Origin of the sequence: Novosphingobium decolorationis, assembly GCF_018417475.1 — a bacterium.
GTDB classification, from domain to species: Bacteria; Pseudomonadota; Alphaproteobacteria; order Sphingomonadales; family Sphingomonadaceae; genus Novosphingobium; species Novosphingobium decolorationis.
This window is the reverse complement of record NZ_CP054856.1, coordinates 2241342-2263948: the sequence shown is the minus strand read 5'-3', so window position 1 is coordinate 2263948 and position 22607 is coordinate 2241342. Positions and strand designations below refer to the sequence as shown.

General features: G+C 63.4%; 20 protein-coding genes. 16 read left to right on the top strand and 4 right to left on the bottom strand.

What is annotated here, in order from left to right; translation table 11 throughout:
• Window positions 1-11: 11 nt before the first annotated feature.
• From HT578_RS10375 to HT578_RS10355, 6 genes are all read left to right on the top strand, one after another.
• Window positions 12-1820 (top strand): copper resistance system multicopper oxidase, encoded by a 1809-nt coding sequence (locus tag HT578_RS10375; RefSeq protein WP_054522842.1) that lies wholly within the window; start codon window positions 12-14, stop codon window positions 1818-1820.
• Window positions 1817-3130 (top strand): copper resistance protein B, encoded by a 1314-nt coding sequence (locus tag HT578_RS10370; protein ID WP_009823990.1) that lies wholly within the window; start codon window positions 1817-1819, stop codon window positions 3128-3130. Before HT578_RS10375 ends, HT578_RS10370 begins: the two co-directional genes overlap by 4 nt.
• Before the next feature lie 24 nt (window positions 3131-3154).
• Window positions 3155-3673 carry a YybH family protein gene (locus tag HT578_RS10365; RefSeq protein ID WP_009823989.1) on the top strand — a complete coding sequence of 173 codons (519 nt, stop codon included), beginning with the start codon at window positions 3155-3157 and terminating at the stop codon, window positions 3671-3673.
• Window positions 3674-3700: 27 nt separating this feature from the next.
• A complete protein-coding gene (locus HT578_RS10360) occupies window positions 3701-4432 on the top strand; it encodes a PepSY domain-containing protein (RefSeq protein ID WP_009823988.1) in 732 nt (243 codons plus the stop codon).
• A 4-nt stretch (window positions 4433-4436) separates the two neighbouring features.
• Window positions 4437-4571: a hypothetical protein gene (locus HT578_RS22405; RefSeq protein WP_266101055.1), complete on the top strand. Its 135-nt coding sequence runs from the start codon at window positions 4437-4439 to the stop codon at window positions 4569-4571.
• 91 nt (window positions 4572-4662) lie between these two features.
• Window positions 4663-5334, top strand: a complete 672-nt coding sequence (locus HT578_RS10355) for a DUF2231 domain-containing protein (RefSeq protein WP_009823986.1) — start codon at window positions 4663-4665, stop codon at window positions 5332-5334.
• A 1137-nt stretch (window positions 5335-6471) separates the two neighbouring features.
• On the opposite strand, the gene HT578_RS10350 is transcribed toward HT578_RS10355, so the two are convergent.
• Complete coding sequence (locus HT578_RS10350; protein WP_239026581.1) at window positions 6472-7407, bottom strand: TIR domain-containing protein; 936 nt, start codon at window positions 7405-7407, stop codon at window positions 6472-6474.
• Window positions 7408-7411: 4 nt separating this feature from the next.
• The gene (locus HT578_RS10345; RefSeq protein ID WP_167381850.1) at window positions 7412-8176 is read right to left on the bottom strand and encodes a helix-turn-helix domain-containing protein; all 765 of its coding nucleotides are present in this window, start codon (window positions 8174-8176) and stop codon (window positions 7412-7414) included.
• Between the two features lie 127 nt (window positions 8177-8303).
• Between HT578_RS10345 and HT578_RS10340 the strand changes: the two genes are divergently transcribed.
• Window positions 8304-9179, top strand: coding sequence for a hypothetical protein (locus HT578_RS10340; protein WP_009823983.1), 876 nt, complete (start codon window positions 8304-8306; stop codon window positions 9177-9179).
• Between the two features lie 1679 nt (window positions 9180-10858).
• Here HT578_RS10340 and HT578_RS10335 read toward each other — a convergent pair.
• On the bottom strand, window positions 10859-12325 hold the full coding sequence (locus HT578_RS10335; protein ID WP_009823982.1) for a multicopper oxidase family protein: 1467 nt from the start codon (window positions 12323-12325) through the stop codon (window positions 10859-10861).
• Between the two features lie 621 nt (window positions 12326-12946).
• Window positions 12947-13168 carry a hypothetical protein gene (locus tag HT578_RS10330; protein ID WP_009823981.1) on the bottom strand — a complete coding sequence of 74 codons (222 nt, stop codon included), beginning with the start codon at window positions 13166-13168 and terminating at the stop codon, window positions 12947-12949.
• Between the two features lie 397 nt (window positions 13169-13565).
• Between HT578_RS10330 and HT578_RS10325 the strand changes: the two genes are divergently transcribed.
• The 9 genes from HT578_RS10325 to hutC all read left to right on the top strand — a co-directional run bounded on the left by HT578_RS10325 (window position 13566) and on the right by hutC (window position 22604).
• A complete protein-coding gene (locus HT578_RS10325) occupies window positions 13566-13964 on the top strand; it encodes a hypothetical protein (RefSeq protein ID WP_066764827.1) in 399 nt (132 codons plus the stop codon).
• A gap of 149 nt (window positions 13965-14113) precedes the next feature.
• Complete coding sequence (locus HT578_RS10320) at window positions 14114-14443, top strand: hypothetical protein (protein WP_021224454.1); 330 nt, start codon at window positions 14114-14116, stop codon at window positions 14441-14443.
• 251 nt (window positions 14444-14694) lie between these two features.
• Complete coding sequence (locus HT578_RS10315) at window positions 14695-16215, top strand: aldehyde dehydrogenase family protein (protein WP_017501291.1); 1521 nt, start codon at window positions 14695-14697, stop codon at window positions 16213-16215.
• 26 nt (window positions 16216-16241) lie between these two features.
• Complete coding sequence (adhP, locus tag HT578_RS10310; RefSeq protein ID WP_213503871.1) at window positions 16242-17267, top strand: alcohol dehydrogenase AdhP; 1026 nt, start codon at window positions 16242-16244, stop codon at window positions 17265-17267.
• A gap of 25 nt (window positions 17268-17292) precedes the next feature.
• Window positions 17293-18999 carry a copper resistance system multicopper oxidase gene (locus HT578_RS10305; RefSeq protein ID WP_015449263.1) on the top strand — a complete coding sequence of 569 codons (1707 nt, stop codon included), beginning with the start codon at window positions 17293-17295 and terminating at the stop codon, window positions 18997-18999.
• Window positions 18996-19982, top strand: coding sequence for a copper resistance protein B (locus HT578_RS10300; RefSeq protein ID WP_015449262.1), 987 nt, complete (start codon window positions 18996-18998; stop codon window positions 19980-19982). The genes HT578_RS10305 and HT578_RS10300 overlap by 4 nt, the downstream gene beginning before the upstream one ends.
• Entirely contained in the window at window positions 19976-21217 is a 1242-nt protein-coding gene (locus HT578_RS10295) for an MFS transporter (RefSeq protein WP_213503870.1), read from the top strand. Before HT578_RS10300 ends, HT578_RS10295 begins: the two co-directional genes overlap by 7 nt.
• Before the next feature lie 68 nt (window positions 21218-21285).
• Window positions 21286-21723, top strand: a complete 438-nt coding sequence (locus tag HT578_RS10290; RefSeq protein WP_004213035.1) for a DUF411 domain-containing protein — start codon at window positions 21286-21288, stop codon at window positions 21721-21723.
• 191 nt (window positions 21724-21914) lie between these two features.
• Entirely contained in the window at window positions 21915-22604 is a 690-nt protein-coding gene (gene hutC / locus HT578_RS10285; RefSeq protein WP_230588639.1) for a histidine utilization repressor, read from the top strand.
• The last annotated feature ends 3 nt before the right edge of the window (window positions 22605-22607 follow it).

Genomic DNA, 22607 nt, shown 5'->3' with positions numbered 1-22607 from the left:
AGGAGCCCTTTATGATCGCCGTCAATCGACGCAAGTTTCTCGGAGCCGGAGCAGGAGGAATGGGTCTGCTCGGCCTTGCCGGGGCGATGCCTGCCTGGGCACGGGGCGCGGACATCCTCGCAGGTAACGCCCGCAAGGGGCTGGACGAGATATCCGGCCCCAATATCGACCTCACCGTTGCCCGATCGGCCTTCGCGACCGGCAACAGGCGCGGCGGCGCGATCGCCGTCAATGGCACGATCCCCGGTCCGCTGTTGCGATTGCAGGAAGGCACGACCGTCCGGCTCAATGTCCATAACCAGCTCGAGGAAGATACCTCGATCCACTGGCACGGTCTGCTCGTGCCGTTTCAGCTCGATGGAGTGCCTGGCGTGAGCTTTCCCGGCGTCAAACCGGGAGAGACCTTCACCGCCGAATTTCCGGTTCGCCAGTCGGGTACCTACTGGTGGCACTCGCATAGCGGCCTGCAGGAACAGGCCGGGCATTACGGCGCGATCGTGGTCGACCCCGCCGGACCCGATCCGGTCCAGGCCGACCGCGAATATATCGTGGTGCTGAGCGAATTCAGCGAAATGTCGCCCCACACGATTTTCGACAAGCTCAAGAAGGGCGAAGGCTACTTCAACTACAACCAGAACACCTGGACCGACGATTACCCGCTTTCGGGCGAGGATCGCCGGATGTGGGCGAAAATGCGCATGATGCCGACGGACATCCTCGACGTGTCGAGCGCGGCTTATACCTATCTTCTGAACGGCCATGGCCCGCTCGACAATCTGGAATACCTCTTCCGCCCGGGCGAACGCGTGCGGCTGCGCTTCATCAATGCCGGCGCCATGACCTTCTTCAATATTCGCATTCCCGGCCTGCCGATGACCATCGTTCAGGCGGACGGGCAGAACGTCGAGCCGGTGGAGGTCGACGAGTTCCAGATCGGTGTGGCCGAGACATACGACGTCGTCGTGACGCCGGGCGCGCAACAAGCCTACACGCTGGTCGCGGAGTCGATGGACCGCTCGGGCATGGGTATTGCCACACTCGCGAGCGCACCCGGCGCTCGCGCCGCCATTCCGCCGCTGCGCGATCCGCCGCTTCTGACCATGGCCGACATGGGCATGAGCGGCATGGACCACGGCTCGTCTGGCGATGCCGGCATGTCGGGCATGGACCACGGAAGTGGCGGCGACATGGCGGGGATGGATCATGGTTCGTCCGGCCAATCCGAGATGGCAGGCATGGCCGGCATGTCGGGGATGCAGATGCGCGACACGTCGCTTCTGCCGCCCGATGTGAAGGTCGGGCCCGGTCTCGACATGGTCTCGATGAACCCGGTCGACCGCATGGGCGATCCCGGCATCGGTCTCGCCGATGTGCCGCATCGTACGCTCGACTATCGCAAGCTGCGCGCTCTGACTCCACACCGCGAGGGCCGCACGCCGTCCCGGCGAATGGAAATTCATCTGACCGGCAATATGGAGCGCTACATGTGGTCGTTCGACGGCAAGAAGTTCTCCGCCGTCTCAGACGAGCCGATCCGTTTCGCCTATAACGAGCGCGTGCGCGTGAAGCTCGTCAACGACACGATGATGGCGCACCCCATTCACTTGCACGGTCATTTCTTCGAGCTGGTCAATGGCGCGCCGGCCGATCGTCAACCGCTCAAGCACACGGTAATCCTGCAGCCGGGTGGCAGCGCGCAGTTCGACCTGACGGCGGACGAGCCGGGCGACTGGGCCTTCCACTGTCACCTTCTCTACCACATGCATGCCGGGATGTTTCAGATCGTCACGGTCGCCAATCCCGACGGGAGCGAAGCATGAAAATTCGTATTGTCAGCCTGCTCGCATCGGTCGCAGCCGGCTCAGTTCTCGCCTCCCCCGCGGCGGCGCAGCATGCCGGTCATTCGCCGGCGGAGCCGCAGCAAAGCGCCGAGGCGCAGGCTGACGCGAAGACGAAGTGCGAGGAAGAAGCCGAGCGCCATCGCGCGATGGGGCATCCGGTTGCAGATGGAGCATGCGAACCGGCTGCTCAACCTGAAGCCGCCATGGACCGCTCGCAGATGGATCACTCAACCATGGATCATGGTGCGATGACCGCTCAGGATGGCCATTCTGGCATGACAATGCCTGTGGACGCTGCCCGTCCACAGGCATTGCCCGAAAGTCATGAAGGAATGGATCACGGCTCGATGCCGCAGGGCAAGCCCGCCGAAGGCGCGATGGATCATTCGCAGATGAATCACGGCGAGATGGGTCAGGCGGAGGCCAGTTCGTCGATGGACCATGGGCAGATGGATCACAGCCAGATGAACCATGGGGAGACGCCTTCGCAGGACAGGCAGGGCATGGACCATTCGGCGATGCAGATGGGCTCGGACGATGATATCCCGCTGCTGCCGCCTCCTCCAGAAGCAGGGAGCGGCCCAGCGCGCGCGGCGGTCGCCATCTGGGGCGAGGAAGCCATGAACGAAGCGCGCCGCGAGCTTGTCCGCGAGACCGACGGAGGAATGCGCTTCTGGTTTCAGGGCGACCGGCTCGAGTACCGCGCCCGCGAGGGGAAGGATGGATATCTGTGGGACATCCAGGGATATTATGGCGGCGACATCGACAAATTCTGGTTCAAGTCCGAGGGTGAGGGCAGCTTCGGCGAACCCATAGAAGGCGCCGAGGTCCAGGCGCTCTGGAGCCGCGCCATTGCGCCCTTCTTCGATTTCCAGGCGGGTGTTCGCCAGGACCTGACCGGTCCGGAACGCACGCACGCGGTTATCGGTATCCAAGGGATCGCGCCTTACCAGTTCGAGGTCGATGCCGCGGCCTTCGTCTCCACCAAGGGCGATGTGACGGCGCGTTTTGAGGGCGAACTTGATCAGCGCATCACGCAGCGGCTGATCCTTCAACCGCGTGCCGAAATCGCACTTTCCGCTCAGGATATTCCCGAACTCGGCATTGGCGCTGGCCTCGACCGGATCGAGGCAGGTCTGCGTCTTCGCTACGAGTTCGCACGCGAATTCGCGCCCTATGTCGGCGTTTCCCAGGAATGGCGCATCGGCGACAGCGCGGATTTTGCGCGGGCCGCCGGAGAGGATCCGAGCGTCACCAATTATGTCGTCGGTGTGCGATTCTGGTTCTGAAATCTCAAAAAGGATAGAACTTCCATGACCAAGACTTTGACACGCATCGCGGCGACTGCGCTTGTTGCCACGCTGATACCGCTGCCAGCCTTCGCGCAGCAGATGGACCACTCTTCCCATGCGAACCATCAGATGCACGCGATGGACGCTTCGGCGGACGATGTCGCGGGCGCTGAAGAAACCCTCAAGGCCTATCGCACCGCTCTTGAAGCGCGCGACGCGCAGGCAATGCGCGCGCTCTTCGCCGAGGACTCGGCGATCTTCGAGAATGGCAAGGCCGAAGGAAGCTTTGCCAATTACATGGAGCACCATTTGGGCCCCGAGCTCGACGCGATTGTGAGCTTCACCTTTACCGACCCCACGCTGACCGTCACCCGGATGGGGCACATGGCCCATGCCTATGAGACGTATGGCTATCGCATCGAACTTAGCGATGGCCGGGTGATCGAGCGCGACGGCGTGGCGACATCGGTGCTTGCTCACGATGCGGACGGGTGGAGAATCGTCCAGTACCATTCCTCGTCGCGCGCGCCGCGCAACTGATTACGGCTTTCGAAGAGGTAGCACCGGTTGGCAACGCCGTCGCTGAAGCTGCGCCTGCATGTGCTCGGCAGCAAGATCCACAAATGGCTGGCGATTTTCGTCGGTGTCCAGGTTCTCTTGTGGATGGGAACCGGCGCCCTCATGTCGTTTCTCGACCTGGAAGAAGTTCGCTCCGAACATGTCGTTTCGCGTGAACAAGAGGCGCTGCCCGCCGATGCCCCGCTCCCGGCCTGGGTCGCAAACGACGGTACTCTTGCAGCGGTAACGACACGTTCGCTCGACGGCGATGCCGTGACCGAGGTCCGCAAGGTTGACGGTAGCGTGAGCCTCCACGATCCGGTGACTGGGCGTAAACTCTCCCCCATCTCGGCGGCAACGGCAAAATCCATCGCCTTGCGCGCATGGACCGGGCCGCGCACGACCATCGAGGCCGCACGGATCGTCGATGACCCCATCGGAACCGAGTTTCGCGGCCCTTTTCCGGCCTGGCAGGTCACCTATGCTGACGAGGCTTCGACGCGCATCTACATCGATGCCGCCAGCGGCACGCTCGGGGCAGCGCGCAGCGATACATGGCGCCTGTTCGATTTCATCTGGGGCCTCCACATCATGGACTGGACCGAGCGCGACCGCATCAACAGTTGGTGGCTGCTGCTGTTCGGCATTGGCGGCACGATCATAGCCCTGTCGGGTTTCGTCCTGCTGGCGAACCGGATGCCGAGGCTGCGCCGCCGCGCAAAGAAGAGCAAGCTCGCCTGAGCCCATGGGGCTTATTCGCGTGGGCGAACGCTTTACCCTCGTTCGCCAGGCCGAACGCGGCCAGGAGCCGAATGCGTTCGACGATCGCGATGATGCCGCCAGCAAGCGTGACCACCCGGGCGCACTTCAGTCGCGCTGAACTATCAAATTAATGCGAGGGGCACGCGGCTGCCGTGCGTATCAGGCACATAGGTCGCACTTTAACTGCAGGGTCGGGAGACATACGAGACATGAAAGCCCCCTCATTTCTGGCGCTGCTCGCCGCAAGCCTGCTCTTCGTCGGACCCGTTCAGGCTCATGGCGACGAAAAGCACGGCGAAGAGGCGAGCGCCGCGCCTGCTGCCACCAATGGCGATGTGCACGACCAGGCGGCCATGGCGCAGATGGGCGAGACTGCGGATGCTGGCGAGTCCTCCGGCGCGCACGATGAAGCGGGCGCAGCCCATGACGAGGCCGGTGGCCATGCGGATGAGAGCGAAACCGGCGTCATGGCCGTACTGAAAAAGCTGCATCCGGCAACGATCCACTTCCCGATCGCCTTGTTTTTCATGGCTGCGGCCACCGAATTGTTCGTGATGCGCCGGAAAGGAGCGGGCCTGGAAAGTGCGGTGCGCGTACTCGTCTACGGCGGAGCAATCGGCGCAGTCGTCGCAGTTCTGTTCGGATGGATTCACACCGGTCTGTGGTTCGGCGGCGATACTGTCATGCAAGTCCATCGATGGACCGGTATGCTGATCGCGGTTCTCGGTATTGCGATGGCATACCTTGCGAGCAGGCCGAGCCAGAGCCGCGCATGGTTGCGCGCGTCGATCTTCTCCATGGCGGCACTCGTTCTCATCCAGGGGTTCCTTGGCGGCGAGCTCGCGCACGGACCGGACCATCTTGGCGTTTCGTGGCTCTGAAGGAGTTGAATAACATGCGAATTCTGAAATCGAACACCGCGATAGCATTTCTCGCGACCGCGCCATTGACGTTCGCTCTCGCCGCTTGTGACCAAGCGCAGGAGAGCACACCGGCTGCTGAGGTTTCGCCTATGGGCGGAACTGCGGTGATGCCTGGCACGGCACCCGAGGCGGGTCTTGCAGACCCGGCAACCTCTCCCTCCGAAAATGAGGCAGCGGCCGCACGTCAGGACGCTCTTTCGACAATTGGCGCCGCCACGCCTGCGTCACGGCGCGCTGTCCCGCCCGCATCACGCGCAACTGCCACACCCGCAGCGCCAGCAACGCGCACGCAACCCGCGAGCGAGGCGACCCCGCCCGCCGATCCCCATGCGGGCCATGACATGTCCTCGATGGCCGATCACGACATGGACAGCATGTGATCGGGCGCGTTCCCCGGTGACACGGCTATTCAGGAGATACCCTGGGCAGGAAACCGCAACGAACATCGCAAGATCAGGAAAGGACGGCCCCGCCTCCCCCCGAAGCCCTGCGGGTCGCAGGTGCCCCCAAGGGGCCGTCCAGGAACCCCACGTGAAGCCCAACCCGACTCGCGGGGTTCCGCTTGCCCGGCTTTGCTGTCCCGGTGCCAGGCGCTTGCCGGCATGGCATTGTGCTATGTGAGCAGCGCGCAGAAAATCGCCTCGATGATTATGAAAGCAACCGCATCTGTCGGAATCGGGAAAAGCCGGAGCGTTGTCGGCTTGGGAGGACGAAGGTAAGCGGTTCACTTAGCGTCTATGGATTGAGCCCGAAGTAGAACGGCCGCATTCGTCCAATCGACGAGCAGAGTATTTCATTCGATCTCAGACGCAAAACCAGCGCGCGACCGATATCGGGCCGTGAGTTGCCAGGCAGCTTATATATTGCAGAGAGTACCAAAGCCGACGTTCGAACCAGCGGTACTGTCGATGTAAACGCGAGGCTCTACTAGCCGGCAGAATGGGGCGGTAGCGGAAAAGCAGGTTTTGGCAAACGGACGCGACGGGCGAGAGGGTGCAGCGGCAATGTTTCAACCACGCTGTAGAGCCACGGCAGGCGCGGAAGGCTTAGTGCCCGAATTCTCGATCGGCAATGTCACAGCAATGACACGCGGGGCTAAGGAGCCTGCCACCAAGTCGGCGAGACCGGCACATTGGCGGCGTGCAGCTCGGTGACAAGCTTGCGCTGCCATCCTTCCTGATCATCGAAGGGCACGTAAACGATGCCATCATAGTCGGAAGGCCGTTCGACGTTCGGCGGAACGAGCGCGCAAACGCGATCGGCGCCGAGCTGGCCGATGAAGAAGCCCATCTCGAAAATCACGTTCTGGCGCGGGCGCGGCGCGGGATCGGCGGGCGCCACGCCGGCCGGCAGAAGCCCCGGACGCAACTGGCCCAGATCATCGGGCGTCATCAGGATGACAGCGTAGGCGGCGCCATCGGCCTCCTCCTGGAACTTGGTGAGGATCGACCGACCCTGATTGGGGCGCTCGCTCAGGATGATCACGCCGAGGCCGACACGGGTTTCTAGGAACCGCGCGACCGCATGTTTGGCGGCCTCGTCACGGCCATGGACGAGAAAGACCTTGGCTGGCACGACATCAACGGCGGGCGCGGCTTCCGGCTCGGCCGGCGCTGCGACCGCCTCCGGCGCGGCGTCCGGGATCAGCCCCTTTTGGCGCAGGATGGCGTAGAGATCGCCTGCCTTGACCGCCCAATGGGTGCGGCTGAACTCGAAATCAGCGAGCTGCAGATCCCATTTGGTCGCCGCGATCTGCTCGAGCGAGAGCGCTGGCACGTCCTCGTCGAACTCAAAGATCACACGAAATTCCGAGCCGCGCTGCTGGATGCGCTTGATCGTGCCGAGGCGCGGCGTGCCTTCGGTGTGCTGCTCGTACATGAAAAGGGTGGGAAGCTTGGCGAGCTCCTCCAGCGCGTCTGGGGTCAGCGCCTTTAGGGCATCGCGAATGACGTCCTCGGTATATTCGAGCATCCGGGTGCGATCCCAGACATAGACGCCTTCTTCCCAGGCATTGTCGCCAGCGGTGACCATCACATTATACATTGGCGCCCGAACCTTCCCCGTCCGACGGCGGATCGGAGCCGATCCCGCTCCAATCTTCTGCCCAATCGCCATCCTCGCGCGAGCCGGCCGGATAGACTAGCGCGTAACCCTTGGGCGTCTCCCATTGTCCCAGGCTGTCGAGCACATAGGCGCGATCGAGCGTCCGCCCGACCCCGACGCGCAGCACCGCGATGGTCTCGTCCCATTGCGCGAACAGGATGGCGATGCCGGCGCCGCCGTCATCGTCGACCTCATGTGCCGTGATCGCGAGCGCCGCCCCGCTCACGACGAAGCCGCGCTCGGACAGCGCCGTCAGCTTCGCACGCCCCTCGAGCTCGCTGCGAGTGATGGCGAGCGGTGTTGCCGGGGCGCCATCGCCGACCAGCCCGGCGCAGAAATCGTGGAACGCCTCCAGCATCTCGGCCTGATCCAGGGTGTCGAGCTCGTCGAACCCGAAATCGAGACGCGAGCAGCCCGTCATCAAGCCGACCAGCGCGCGGCCGCCATTGATCGTCGCGAGCGGCAGATAGGGGCGGTCATCATTTGGCGCGGCGGTCAACGCCTCGGCGGTAATGTCGAACGCGGCGGCGATCGAGGCGATGGTGTAGGCGCTGACCTTTTCGCCGCGTTCGATCCGCTGCACCGACGCGACGCTGCGCCCCGCCAGGGCGGCGAGGTCTTCCTGTGTCAGCGCGCGGGCGGCGCGCAGCGCTTTGATTCGGTCGGCGGTGGCCTGCATCAGCGGCGAAGCAATCATAGTGGCGTCTCCGTGTCGATGCGTTTTCATCGCGCGGTCGCCGCCCATCAGGCCACGTCAGAAATCCTTCAGCGCCTCCGCAATCGCGGGCACAGTAGGGCCAGCGAAGACTCGAGAGTAACGACCCATGGCCAAAGTGACGTTCGGCAACCGCCAGGCCGGCATCTTGTGTAATCTCCCTACCGAGCGGCGACTCGACCTGATCGCTGAAGGATTGCCGGTGATCCTCGCCAGCGCCGAGAGCTTCTGGACGGCGGCCGCCAGCCTGACGCAGGCGCCCCGCGAAGCCCGCGTGCTTGAAGGGTTCGCCGAGGAGGAAGCCGCCAAGATCCTGATCCTGATGGATCTGGTGCGCTGCCCGCCCAAGCTAGTCGCGAGCCTCAGCGGCAAGATCGTGCGGACCTTCTACGATCACCTCGGCCGATTGATCTATGGTGACGCGCAGAGTTGGCGTCCGGTCGATGTGGCGCAGCTGCGCGACTATGTCGATAACACGCGACAGGGCCATTATCTCGAAGGCTATGCCGGCGAATATATCGTGCCGAACTGGAGCCGCTATAGCCGCGAGGCGGCGATGTACGCCGATATCGAAGTGCTCGATAATGGCAGCGCGCACTGGAGCGAGCCGCTGCAATTCGGTTCGGTCAGGAGGCCAAGCGAGCCAGCCGCGCTGATGCTCGGCAAGGCGATGGCGGCGGTGGGGATGTTCACCCGCGCGGGGCTGCAGGCGGTCGCCGAGGTCTGGGGCGAAGTCGAGTTCGTCGACACGCAGGGCTATACCGAACAGGAAAAGCTGACGCAGGCGATGTTCGAACGGCTCGATGCGGCGCAGGTCGTAACGGAGGCGGCCAGCGCCGATCACGTCAGGTTGCTGCGGCATTATTGGCAGCTTCCGATGTACCACCTCGACTTCAAGGAGGCGGCGGTGCCGCTTGAGACGCTGCAGGCGGATCGCGAGGCGCAGCTTTGGGCCGAAGCCGGCTATGGGCCGGAATACGGCTGATTGTCGGCCGCCTCCCAGCGCTAAACCTGGCGAGAATACGCGGCACGGCGACTTTCTCGACCTCCAGATGGCTTCGTCAGCAGCGAAATGACGCCTCGTAAGACGCCATGACATCAAGGTCCAAGAAGCGCGAGGCGGCGTCTTTTCATCCGACGCCGTGCCTCAGCCGCTTACAGCAGAGTATAAGTGATCGCCTGAGCCTGGTCATAAAGGCGTCACGGAGATGGCCACCACGATCTCGACCAATGGCTCCTGTTGGGGTTACAGGGCGTCTCACGAGCGACCGGAAAGGGCGCCTTGCTGCCATCTCTGCGTTGGATGAACGAACGACCGCTCCAGCCAGGTGGCCGCCCGGAAGCGGACTTACCGGACAGTCCGACAGCGCCGCCATTCCACCCGCATCGTCCGCTTTCAGGCTGCCGGCAGCGAGGGTTTCAACGACCGAGATGGGCGCAAGCCGCCTTAAAAAGGATTGATCATCCCAGTGTAGCGTGCTTCAACAGCCTCGTTGCGTGACCAACTGGTACAGCAGCATGGTACAGCAGTGGTTTCTGTGGGAAGAAAAATCCTCGGATTTCCGCCGTTTTCTGAGTTCCAAGACCCCTCCACGACTCGAACCTGCTCTGACCCTATCTGGGGGGAACGACCCGCGAAATTGTGATATATACGAATGGCGATCGGTCGGTTGACTGGGGCGCAAGAGCATCAGAACCGAAAACCGGTCGCTTGCGATTAGTACATCGGGCGGGCCTATATGCCTCCGCCTCGGCACCCGGCTTGAGCGTCCAAACCAACATATCGGGATAGAATGAAGGTCACCTGGTCACCTTTTCCTCGTCCGGAAGCGAACTCGTCACCCCCGTTACCGCTCATGTGGTTGCTCGCTTGCACTGCGCATGAGACGATCACCGTCATCCCAAGTTCTGCGCCGGCTGCCTTGTCCTGGGCGATCTGCGATCAGATGCCATCGCAGGCGTCTCTTCTGTCTAGCGACAAATACGCATTACCACCGGCAGATGGTCGGCATAGTCTGCCCAGGGCAACCAACGAAGCTCGCAGCGGAGTGAGTGTGGATCGGAAGGGAACAGTATGACGATCGCGCTTAACGGGTTATATCGATGCCGGCTGCTCACTTTCACACGGTGGTCGTGTTCCATCTGGGCGATTTTCGCCGCGCTCACTGTGCCAACGCTACCTTCGCCGGCCAGGGTCGTTCCCGCAAGGGAAGATACCTCGACCACCAAGCTCGCGGGTGTCTGGTCATTTGATGGCCGATCCGGCTGTAAGTCGGGGATGGCCTGGGTTCTTAATCGCAACGGATCTTACAGCGAAATCCGATTGCCTGACCAGACGCCGCTTGGCGGAGGAAAGTGGTATGAACGCGGCGATACCATCTATTACTCATTGCCGCGAGTACTGACAGCGGCCGCGGGACGGCCCGACAAGCGTATGGTCATTATAGAGCGCGGCCCGCGGCGCCTGGTGGCCGTGACGAACCGCAGGGTTCGTCATGTGATGCACAAGTGTCCGGGATGATCGAATGCCTTCGATCGAGATGTGCGAAACGTTCTGGCCCAAGCCCGAAAAGGGAACAAAAACGAGAGTGGAGTTCGAAGTCACACGTCGAGCATTGCCCCCTTATTGGCATATGCAGGATTTCGCTTCTTGAGTTGTTCCCACTACGTCACGGAAAACTGACCCATCATGCCTTCGTCCTCGTGCTCCAGGATATGGCAATGGAACAGGAAGGGCGCTTTTGAAGCAGGCTGGTCGAAGCGGATTAATAACTCGACCGGTTCGTCCACGACGATGGTGTCACGTGGCCCCTGATCAAGAAGATCTGGTTCCTCGCCATCGCGACGTAGCACGTCGAAGTGCACTCCATGAATGTGGAAGGGATGGGCCATTTTCTGCCCGGAGACTTTCCATATCTCGACGGCGCCAAGCTCGACTTCCTCATCGATGCGATCAATATCGAATCGCCTGTGGTTGATCGTTAGCGGCTCTTCGTCGCTATCCATCATACCTCCCAGCCTCATGTTGAGCACCAGACGTCGCCGTGCGACGACCGTCGCCGGATCTGGCACCGCGCGGGACGCCAGGAGGAGCGGAAGCGTGGTGCTACCTCGCTTACTCGATGCCAAGCGCGGTGAAAATGTGAGGACAGTTTCATCCCCTGCGTTGTTTTCGCTAGCCTCGTGCCGATGCATCATGCCCATGCCATGCATCCTGAGGGTGCTTTGGTCCGGAGCCGATACCAACGAGACCGGTTTGCCATCGCTGAAGTCCACCAAGATCTCAGCCCGCTGACCGGAGGCCAGAGTGAGGGACTGCAATTCAACGGACTTTTCCAAAAGGCCGCCCTCGGTGCCGATCCAATAAAAGGCTCGTCCGTCGCTGAACGAAAGATCGTAAGTCCGGGCATTCGAACCATTTACGAGCCGCAGCCGCACTAAGCTTCTGGGAACGTCTGCTCGCGGGTTGTACGCGCCGTTTACGAGAATAACGTTGCCCCGCCTCCCGTCCAGCGCCACCATCATGCCCGCCGGTAACACCAGACGGCCATCCACGAACTGCCGATCCTGGATCAAGATTGGTAGATCGTCGACGCCGTAATCCGAAGGCAAACCGAGACCTTGCTCTTCCTCGTCGGTGACGAAGAGCAATCCCGCTAGGCCTGCATAGACCTGCTCCGCCGTTCGGCCGTGTGCATGCGAATGATAAAAGAGAGTGGCCGCCGGCTGACGGATCGGCAGCGTCGGACGCCAAGTCTCGCCTGGACTAATGGTCTGGTGGGGGCTGCCGTCCAGCTCTCCCGGTACGAGCAGCCCGTGCCAGTGAACCGTGGTATCAGCAGACAGATTGTTGCTGACAGTCACCGTCACGTCGTCCCCGCGATGTACCCGCAGAGTCGGGCCGAGATAGCTTCCGTTGTATCCCATGGTGGCGCTCCGCCGCCCTGGGAAGAAAGTGGTTTCCCCTTCCTGCGCCCTCAGTCCAATTCTCTGCCCATGGTCGCGTGCATCTAACAGGCGAGGAATGGGCAGCGTGCCTGCTTGGTCCGGCGTCGCAAATCTGCGCGTGCATGCCGCCCCCAGCAGGAGGCCTCCGCCCGCCAAGACAGTTCGCCGGCTCAGAAAAGTCATTTCGAAGCCCCTCCTGAGCAATCGTGAAACTGACGCAAACGCGCTTTTCTCGATCCGATGAGATCCACCGAGGCGAAGCGCCGCTCTTCCCTTAAAGGGCGCGCGGGAGGGCAATATCCGTAATACCCGAACCGATCGCTTTTGTGCCCGCCCCCTCTGGGAAGACAAAATTGCCCTTCTAAGCTGGTTGCGGCCCTCGCCAGTTGATCCATAATCAGCCAGGCGAGCGTTCAATCACTGCGGCACCGATCCGAGCGAGCGTCTATTCCGACAATTTAGCCTGGGCCAGTCCGAGTGGCTGGTTCGGCGGTGGGCCTTGCCACGATCGCGCCGAAGCAAAAGCGGCGTGCGATTTACGTTTCGCTGTTCGCCACTGCAGCAGGCGGCGTCGCTTTCCAGTGCTCGGGCTAGGCGGAGGCTTTGATGGCCGCCGTCGTCGGTCATCCGCGCCCAGCTTTTGCTAGTAGCCGAACTAAAGCTGACATTGCAGGCTGACCGCCAGCTTCGCAAATTACGTATACTGCCACCTCCAGGCCGATACCATCTCAACGGCAAGCTCCCTGGGGAGCGAGAATCGACCGGGCATGTGTCCGGTCGCACTGAAACTCAGACTTGAAGGAATCATATTTGCGCAAGAAAGCAGCGATTATCGCTTCGCTCGCAGCCTTTGGCGTCCTTGCCGTCGGCGCCGGGCCAGTTCTCGCCGATGGGATGCCGCCGGGCATGCCCGACCTTGAACAGACGCTCAAGGCGAAGCCGGCGCCGGCTCGGTCCGACACGGCCCAGATGCAAGGCATGCGACACCGCGAAGTACGGATGCACGGTGAGATGATGCAGGACCATCGGATCGCTATGCGGGAGATGGGAACCCAGGACGGAGCCTCCCGCATGTTGCATAGGTCGCGGGGCGGTTGCTGACCCTGCATTAAGCCAGCTCCGACCACGAGGCTGGGCGGCCAACGACCGTGGCCTAGTTCAACCGCAGCTTTGGCCCGCCGTTCTCCCACGGCGGGCCAATTGGCTTTTGCACTTCGCTGCCGGCCGCCATCAAGCGGGATCATGAATTCGCTTGAACTTGGGCCATGGTCCACCCCGCACGATCCCGCGCATGCTTGTCGCGATCCAAAGCGGATTCGTAAGTTACGTATACAGACTGCGTCTCGCTAGCAGCATTGAAGCTTCGGAATTGCCGGGATCGGAACGTCGACCGGGCAACAGGACGAACACTCGGAGACCCTCAATGCGACAGACGACATTTCGCGCGGCGACCATCAGCCTCTTCGCGACGCTAACTTTCGCCGCCGGCACCGCTCTCGCCCAGTCGACGCCCGCGCCCGCGCAGACTGCGCCGGCCCATGCCCACCAGCAGGGCATGGATCATGGCGGGCAGCAGATGCACGATCAGATGATGAAGGATCATCAGGCCGGCGCGCAGAAGCAGCAGCGGCAACCGGCCCAGCAGGATCAACAGGGCATGTCGGGGATGGCCGGCATGTCCGGCGGGTCGCCTGCATCGAACGGCTCGGGCATGGCCGGTAAGGCGAAGAGTGGCTGCTGCAAGATGCCGATGAAGAAGGCCAAGCCGGCCGCGAAGAAGACCGCCAAGCCCATGGCCGACAAGCCGATGAGCGACATGTGAAGTTTCCAGCCCCGATAAAACACCCCCCGGGGCTGAGGGCCCGCCGCCGCCCCCGCGGCGGGCCAGTTCTTTGACGATGCCCAGCGTCGCCCCGTGCTCCCAACTTTCAAAGCCGGGACCGAGCAACTGACGTGAGAGAGGAAACAGTGATGCGAAAACATCTTGGCGTCGGTGCTGCTGTTGGCTTTCTGCTCTTTGGCAGCACGCCGCTCCTCGCACAGGGTATCGGCCATAGCTTGTTCATGCGCGGCAAGATCGTCCGTACGGATGCGGGCGGCACAGTGGCCTGCCTGGGCAAAGCCGATGGCGCGCACATCGGGCAGATACTCGAAGTCTATCACGCAACGCCGCGCCACCGCCGCCTTGTCGGTCATGTCGAAGTCGACCAGATTTTCGACGACCATTACGCTCATTTCCGCGTGAGGGACGGGACGCTTCAGAAAGGCGATTGGGTGAGCCTAAAGCGCGTCCGGGCGTAACGCCAGAATTGGAATGCCAAGCGCCGCCCTCCCCAAAAGAAGAATCAGCCGAGTAGCGTGTCTCGGCATAATTCCGATCATGCGTGCGCGAATAGGTTCGGGAGTCGATGAATACTCATCGGCTCCGTTGGCGTGTCTGACCCTCAAAGACCGCGACACCGATACCAAACTACCTTCTGCGGAACTTACTTATAGGCCGCCCGGGCAAAGAGATTACTCCGTCAGGCCATCGATAGAGATGGAGTCAGGTAATGTTCGAGAAGGCGATCGGGACCATCAATGCGGCGGCCTCCTTCCGACACCGCTATGATAATTTCATCGGTGGTCGATGGAATGCTCCTGCGAGCGGCGAGTATTTCGCCGACAAGAGCCCGATCAATGGTGCCCAGATCGCAGAGTTCGCGCTGTCGACGCCGGAAGATGTCGAGCGCGCGCTCGATGCGGCGCACGCCGCCAAGGATCAATGGGCAAGAATCGCCCCCGCCGAGCGCGCCAGGATTCTCAATCGCGTCGCCGACCGGCTCGAGGATAATCTGGAGCTGCTGGCGCTTGCCGAGACGATCGACAATGGCAAGCCGATCCGCGAGACGCGTGCTGCCGACGTTCCGCTTGCGATCGACCATTTCCGCTACTTCGCCGGCTGCATCCGGGCGGAGGAAGGCGGCATCTCGACGATCGATGCGGACACCATCGCCTATCATTTCCGCGAGCCGCTCGGCGTCGTCGGCCAGATCATCCCGTGGAACTTCCCGCTGCTGATGGCGGCGTGGAAGATCGCGCCGGCGCTGGCGGCGGGCAACTGCACCGTCATCAAACCCGCATCCCAGACGCCGCTCACCTTGCTGATGTTCGCCGAGCTCACCGCCGACATCCTGCCGCCCGGCGTGCTCAATGTCGTCACCGGCCCGGGACGGACCGTTGGCCAGGCGATCGCCGCCAATCCGCGCATCGCCAAGGTCTCGTTCACCGGCGAGACCGTCACCGGCAAGCAGATCATGCACGCCGCGGCGGACCATCTGATCCCCCAGACGATGGAGCTTGGCGGCAAGTCGCCCAACATCTTCATGGCGGACGTGCTCGACGAGGACGATGCCTTCTTCGACAAGGCGCTCGAAGGCTTTACTTTGTTCGCCTTCAACAAGGGCGAGGTCTGTACCTGCCCGTCGCGCGCCCTGATCCATGAGTCGATCTTCGACCGCTTCATCGAGCGCGCCGTGGCGCGCGTCGCCGCGATCCGCCAGGGCGATCCGCTCGACCCGTCGGTCCAGGTCGGCGCGCAGGCGTCGGAGGACCAGCTCCACAAGATCCTGGGCTATATCGATATCGGCAAGGCCGAGGGCGCGCAGTGTCTGGTCGGTGGCGCCAGGGCGCTGCCGGGCGGTGCGCTCGACCAGGGCTATTTCGTGCAGCCGACCGTGTTCGTGGGTCAGAACCACATGCGCATCTTCCAGGAGGAGATCTTCGGTCCCGTCCTGTCGGTCACCACGTTCAAGACGGTCGAGGAGGCGATCGCACTTGCCAATGACACCGCCTACGGTCTTGGCGCGGGCGTCTGGACCCGAAGCGGCAACACCGCCTACCGGCTCGGCCGCGCGATCGAGGCCGGGCGGGTCTGGACCAACTGCTATCATCAGTACCCCGCCCATGCCGCCTTCGGCGGATACAAGGCATCGGGCTTCGGGCGTGAAAACCACCGGATGATGCTCGATCATTATCAGCAGACCAAGAATCTGCTCGTCTCCTATGACGAGCACGCGCTCGGCCTATTCTGACCCCCCGCTTAAAAGGAGAAACGGACATGGCGAAAACCATGAAGGCGGCGGTCGTCCGCGAATTTGGCAAGCCCCTGGTCATCGAGGACGCGCCGATCCCGACGGTCGCCCCCGGGCAGGTCCTGGTCAAGATTGCGGCAACCGGCGTGTGCCATACCGACCTGCACGCGGCAGAAGGGGACTGGCCGGTCAAGCCCAACCCGCCCTTCATTCCTGGCCATGAGGGCGTCGGGCATGTCGCCGCCGTTGGTGCCGGCGTCACCCATGTGAAGGAAGGCGACCGGGTCGGTGTGCCCTGGCTCTACACCGCCTGCGGGCACTGCGTGCATTGCCTGGGTGGCTGGGAGACGCTTTGCCACGAACAGCAGAACACCGGCTATTCGGTCAATGGCAGCTTTGCCGAATATGTCCTCGCCGATCCCAACTATGTTGGTCACCTTCCCGACAATGTCGACTTCCTCGACATTGCGCCGATCCTCTGCGCGGGCGTCACCGTCTACAAGGGATTGAAGGCCACCGAGGCCCGACCCGGCGAGTGGGTGGTCGTCTCCGGCATTGGCGGGCTCGGCCACATGGCGGTGCAATATGCCCGAGCCATGGGTCTCAATGTGGCCGCGGTCGACATCGACGATAGCAAGCTCGACCTCGCTACACGCCTTGGCGCCACACTGACGGTCAACGCGCGCAACGAGGACCCTTCGGCAGCGCTCAAGAAAGCCATTGGCGGCGCGCACGGGGCGCTGGTGACCGCCGTTTCGCCCAAGGCGTTCCAGCAGGCGCTCGGCATGGTCCGGCGCGGCGGCACGGTCGCGCTCAACGGCCTGCCGCCGGGCGACTTCCCGTTGTCGATCTTCGACACCGTGCTGAACGGCATTACCGTGCGCGGCTCGATCGTCGGCACGCGGCTCGATCTGCTCGAGGCACTGGCGTTCGCCGGCGAGGGCAAGGTCAAGGCCACGGTCCATGCAGACAAGCTGGAGAACATCAACGACGTCTTCTCCCGCATGCATCATGGCGACATCGAGGGCCGGATCGTCCTCGACCTCGCCTGAAGCCGACTTCGCGAAAGTACAGTTCATGTCTCCCTTACATATCCGGCCGATCGCGCGGCGCCGTTTCGTCCAGGGGCTGGCGATCGGCGGCGCGGTCGCCGGTTTCGCCCCGGCGCTTCTCGCGCGATCCGCACCAACCTTGCCCGCTGAGCTGAGCGGGACCGAGTTCGACCTCGAGATCGCCGAGCTGCCGGTCAACTTCACCGGCAAACGCCGTATCGCGACCGCCGTGAACGGCAGCGTGCCCGCGCCGGTCCTGCGCCTGCGCGAAGGCGACACGGTCACGCTGCGCGTACGCAACGGCCTCAAGGAGATGTCGAGCATCCATTGGCACGGCATCATCGTGCCGGCGGAGATGGACGGCGTGCCCGGCATCAGCTTTGCCGGCATCGCGCCGGGCGAGACCTTCACCTATCGCTTCGAGGTCCGCCAGAGCGGAACCTACTGGTATCACGCTCACACGCTCGCCGAGCAGACGGGACTCTATGGAGCGATCATCGTGGAGCCAAAACAGGTGCCGACGGCGCGGGCGCCCGATCGCGACTATTGCATCGTGCTCAGCGACTGGTCGGACGAGCCGCCGCTGCAGATCTTCCTCAATCTCAAGAAGCAGAGCAGCTACTATAATTTTGCGCAGCCGACCGCCGGCGATTTCCTCAAGGATGTCGGCACCATGGGCTTGGGCAAGGCGCTCGAGCGGCGGCGGATGTGGAACAGCTCGCGGATGAACCCGACCGACTACAGCGATGTCTCTGCCGCGACCTACACCTATCTGATGAACGGCGCGCCGCCCGCCGGCAACTGGACCGGTATCGCCGCGCCCGGCGAGCGCGTGCGCCTGCGCTTCGTCGGCGCGGGGACGGCGACGTTCTTCGACGTGCGGATCCCCGGGGTCGAGCTGACGGTCGTATCGACCGACGGGCAGCCGGTCGAGCCGGTCACGGTCGAGGAATTCCGGATCGGCCCGGGCGAGACCTACGACGTCGAGTTCACCATGCCCGAGGGCGGCGCCCGCACCATCTTCGCGCAGGCGATCGATCGGAGCGGCTATGCGCGTGGCACGATCGCACCGGCCCCGGGCATGGCGGCAGCCGTGCCGCCGCTCGATGCCCGGACCTGGCTCGAGCCGGTCGACATGATGGGCGCGATGGCGACGATGGGCGCAATGGGAGGCGACGCGCATGCCGGGCACGGCATGACCGAGATGCCGGCCAGGGCACGGCACGCCCGCACCGAATATGGCGCCAATACCGACATGCGCGTCGACTATCCGCGCACCAATCTCGACGATCCCGGCGCCGGGCTGCGCGGGCGCGGCTGGCGCGTGCTGACGCTGGCCGATCTGCGCACGCCGGGCGGCGATCCCGACCCGCGCGAGCCCGAGCGCGACATCGAGCTGCATCTGACGGGCAATATGGAACGGTTCATCTGGTCGCTCGACGGCATCAAGCTCAACGATTCCAGGCCGCTTCATTTCAAGCCAAACGAGCGGCTGCGCGTCACCTTCGTCAACGACACGATGATGGCGCATCCGATGCATCTGCACGGCATGTGGAGCGATGTCGAAGGCCCGGACGGCGCCTTCCAGGTCCGCAAGCATACGGTCGTGGTCCAGCCCGCCCAGCGGGTGAGCTTCCGCGTCACCGCCGACGCCATGGGCCGATGGGCCTTCCACTGCCATCTGCTCTATCACATGGCGGCCGGCATGTTCCGGGAGGTGGTGGTCGCATGATCCGGATTTTCCCCTCGCGCGGCATCGCTCTTGGCGCTGCCCTCTTCCTGGCGCCGGCGATCACGGCTCCCGCCCTCGCGCAGGATGCCTCGCCCCCGTCGCCCGCCGCCACCCCTGCCCAAACGGCCACTCCCGCTCAGCACACCCCTTCCGCGCAAGGCTCTCAGGACCATGCGGGCATGGACATGCCGGGCATGGATATGACCGACACGAAGGCGTCCGGTAACGGCGCCACGATGGACATGGGCTCGATGCAGGGCGGCCAGGCCCCGCCGGACGCGCGCAACTCGGACGATTATGCCGACGGCTACCGCAACTCGACGCTGCCGGGCTATGAGATGGCCGACAAGCTCTCAATCCCCAAGATACTTGTCGATGAGCTTGAGTTCACCAGCGGCAACGAGGGTCAGGGCGTGGGCTGGACCGTGCTCGTCACCAAGGGTCAGGACAATGACAAGCTCTGGCTGCGCAGCCAGGGGCTCAAGAACTCCCGCGACCAACGTCTCGATCCGGAGAGCAGCGTCGAGGCGCTGTGGTGGCACAGCAAGAACCCGTTCTGGGGCACGCTGCTCGGGGTCAGGCAGGATCTCGGCAAGGGTGCGACCACCTGGCTGGCCGCCGGCGTCGAGGGACTGGCGCCCTATTGGTTCGACGTCCAGCTCACCGGCTATGTAGGAACCGATGGGCGTCTCGCGGCGCGCGCCAAGGCGTCCTATGAGGTCTTGTTCACCAATCGGTTGATCCTTACGCCGCAGGTGGAGACCAATATCTATTCGAAGCGGTCGAGCGATCGGCAGCTCGGCAGCGGCTTCAGCAATGTCGAGCTGAGCGGACGGTTGCGCTACGAGGTGTCGCGCAAGTTCGCGCCCTATATCGGCTTCGTCTGGGAGCGCGCATTTGACGGCACGGCCGATTTCCGTCGCCTGCGCGGGGAAGGGCCTTCCGAACACAGGCTGGTGATCGGCTTGCGCGCCTGGTGGTGATCCGCGGATGGCCACTCGAGGGGTCGACCGCGAACACGCCGCGTGACAAGGCTGGATCGCAAGCCAACGGTCGCTGGCCGGCCTCCTTTTTCGTCTTGTTGCTCGCGGCGGCTGCGGCGTCGGCGGGACAGACGGCCATTCTCGCCTTCCTTCCGGCACTGGTCGACCCGGCTCGTGGCGCGCTATCGTCAAGCGCTCATGATTTTCATGTCGCGAGCCTGACCGCGGTCCATCCCCTGGCAGCCTTGCTGGCGGCGCCGCTCTGGGGCTGGATCGCGGACCGGGTCGACTATCGGGCGATGTTGCGCGCAGCGCTGGTCATCCTCGCCCTGGTGACCGCGCCGATCGGCCTCGTCGGGCTGCCTGAGCTTTATGCATTGCGCCTGGTGGCGGGGATGGCGTCGGCCGCCATCATACCGTTGGGCTTGCTCTGCGCGAGCTTTGCCGCAAACGAGCGCGCGGACCAGGCGCGGCGCTTCACCTGGCTGACCGCCTTCTTGTTTCTGGGCGATCTCGCCGGTCCGCTGGTGGCGGAGGTCTCGGCCGCGATCCTGCCCCGCGCTCCCCTCATGATCCTCGCTTTCGGCATCGGTGCCGTCGGGGCGGCGCTTTGCGCCGTGCGTCTGCCGCGCTGGTGTGCACCTTGCATCGATGGCGGAGACCTGCCCGCGCCGACGCTCGGCGCGACGCTGATCCTGCTTTTCGTCACGATCGTCGCGGGCGGCGGGCTGGCGGCGATGCATGTCAATCTCCTGGTGACGCGGAGCGTCATTTCGCTGAGCCGCGAAGAGATCGCCTGGATGCTCAGTCTCTGCGGATTGGGCATGCTGGCAGCACAGATCTTCCATGCGAGGCTCGATTGGCTGGTGACCATGCCGAGGCGGCTTGCGGGGCTGACGCTCGGCCTGCTGGCTGCGGCGCTCTTCCTGTTCCCTGTCGCCGCGAGCATGGCCGAACTCAGTGGGATCATCGTTGCTGCCGGCTGGAGCTCGGCAACCCTTCGATTGGTCACCAGCTTCTGGATCAGCGGTGCGGCAGCCCCTTCGGGTCTGAAGCTCGGTCTCCAGCATTCCGCCGCCAGCATCGGGCAGGCGCTCGCGCCGCTGGCGATCGCCGTCGTCGCTCCCGGGGCGCAGCACTTAGTCTTGTGGGGGATTGGTGGTCTGTCGCTGGCGCTGCTTGTGTCCTTGCCGCTCGCCTGGAGGCCGCGCGCCATCGTGAAATCTTCAGCGTGATGAGGGGTAGGGGGCATCAATGCGTATAGATCATTAGGAACCCTATCGCATGCTTCCGGGAGCCGTTCATGAAGACCCGTCTTTCTGCCGCCTTGCTGTTCCTCGCCCTGCCCGGCGCAGCGCTTGCGGCGAATGATGTCGTCGTCCACCGGGACCCGGGTTGTGGATGCTGTGAGAAGTGGGCCCAGGCGCTTCGCGCGAAGCTGGGCCGCACGGTCGTCATGCGCGACGATGCGTCGCGCGGGGCGCTTCAGCGGAGGGCCGGCATGCCGGGCACGCTGGCATCCTGCCACAGCGCGATGGTTGATGGCTATCTGATCGAGGGCCATGTCCCGGTCGCCGATATCAAGCGCCTGCTGGCAACCCGTCCCGTAGGCGTCAGAGGCATTGCGGTGGCGGGGATGCCGATCGGCTCGGAGGGCATGGAAGTGGCAGGCGCCGCCCGCCAACCCTATGCGGTGGTGTCGTTCGGCAGTTCGGGCCAGAAGGTCTTCGCGCGGCATTGATCACGCACGCCTCGGCTCTCGCTGGTGATTTCCTGTTTGAATGACTGGGACTTGCTCGCCCCCACCTGTATAGTCATTTGATGCATGCTCCCGCTCGCCCCCATAGCCGCGCATCCGCTCCCCGGACGAAAGCTGCTTCTGTGGGCGAACCCGCGGTCGACGCTGCCGGTGCGGAGAAGCAACCTCGCTATGTGGCGATCAAAGACAGCATTTTCGAGGACATCCGGGAAGGTCGCCTGAAGCCCGGCGACCAGACGCCGTCAGAGGCCGAGCTCGTCGAGACGTTCAAAGTCTCGCGCATGACCGCAAACCGGGCGTTGCGGGAACTGCAATCGGCCGGTGTCGTGGTACGGCGGGCGGGGCGGGGCAGCTTTGTCGCCGAGCCCCGGCCGATCGGGCAGCTGATCGAGATCCGCAACATCGCGGAGGAGGTGCGCGGCAGGGGCCACGCCTATCGCGCGCGCGTCATTTATAATATCGAGATACGGGCTGATGCGGAAAGGGCAGCTCTGCTGGAAGTCGGCTTGGGCACGCGCCTCTTCCATTCGCTTATCGTCCATCACGAGACCGAATTCCCAATTCAGGTCGAGGAGCGCTTTGTACTGGCATCTGCTGCGCCACGCTACGGAGAGAGGGATTTCAGCGCCTCGACGCCGAATGAATATCTGACACGTGTTGCCCCGCTCGAGCGAGTAGAGCACCGGGTGTGCGCGGCGATGCCGGATACAGCCATGCGAACAATGCTGGGCCTCGCTGAAGGAGAACCAGTGCTAATGATGACGCGCAGAACCTGGAGTCGCGGACGTCTCGTATCGCACGCTTGGCTCACGCACCCGGGCAATCGGTTCGAGCTATCGGCGGCTTTTTCTGTTGGGACCTAGCGA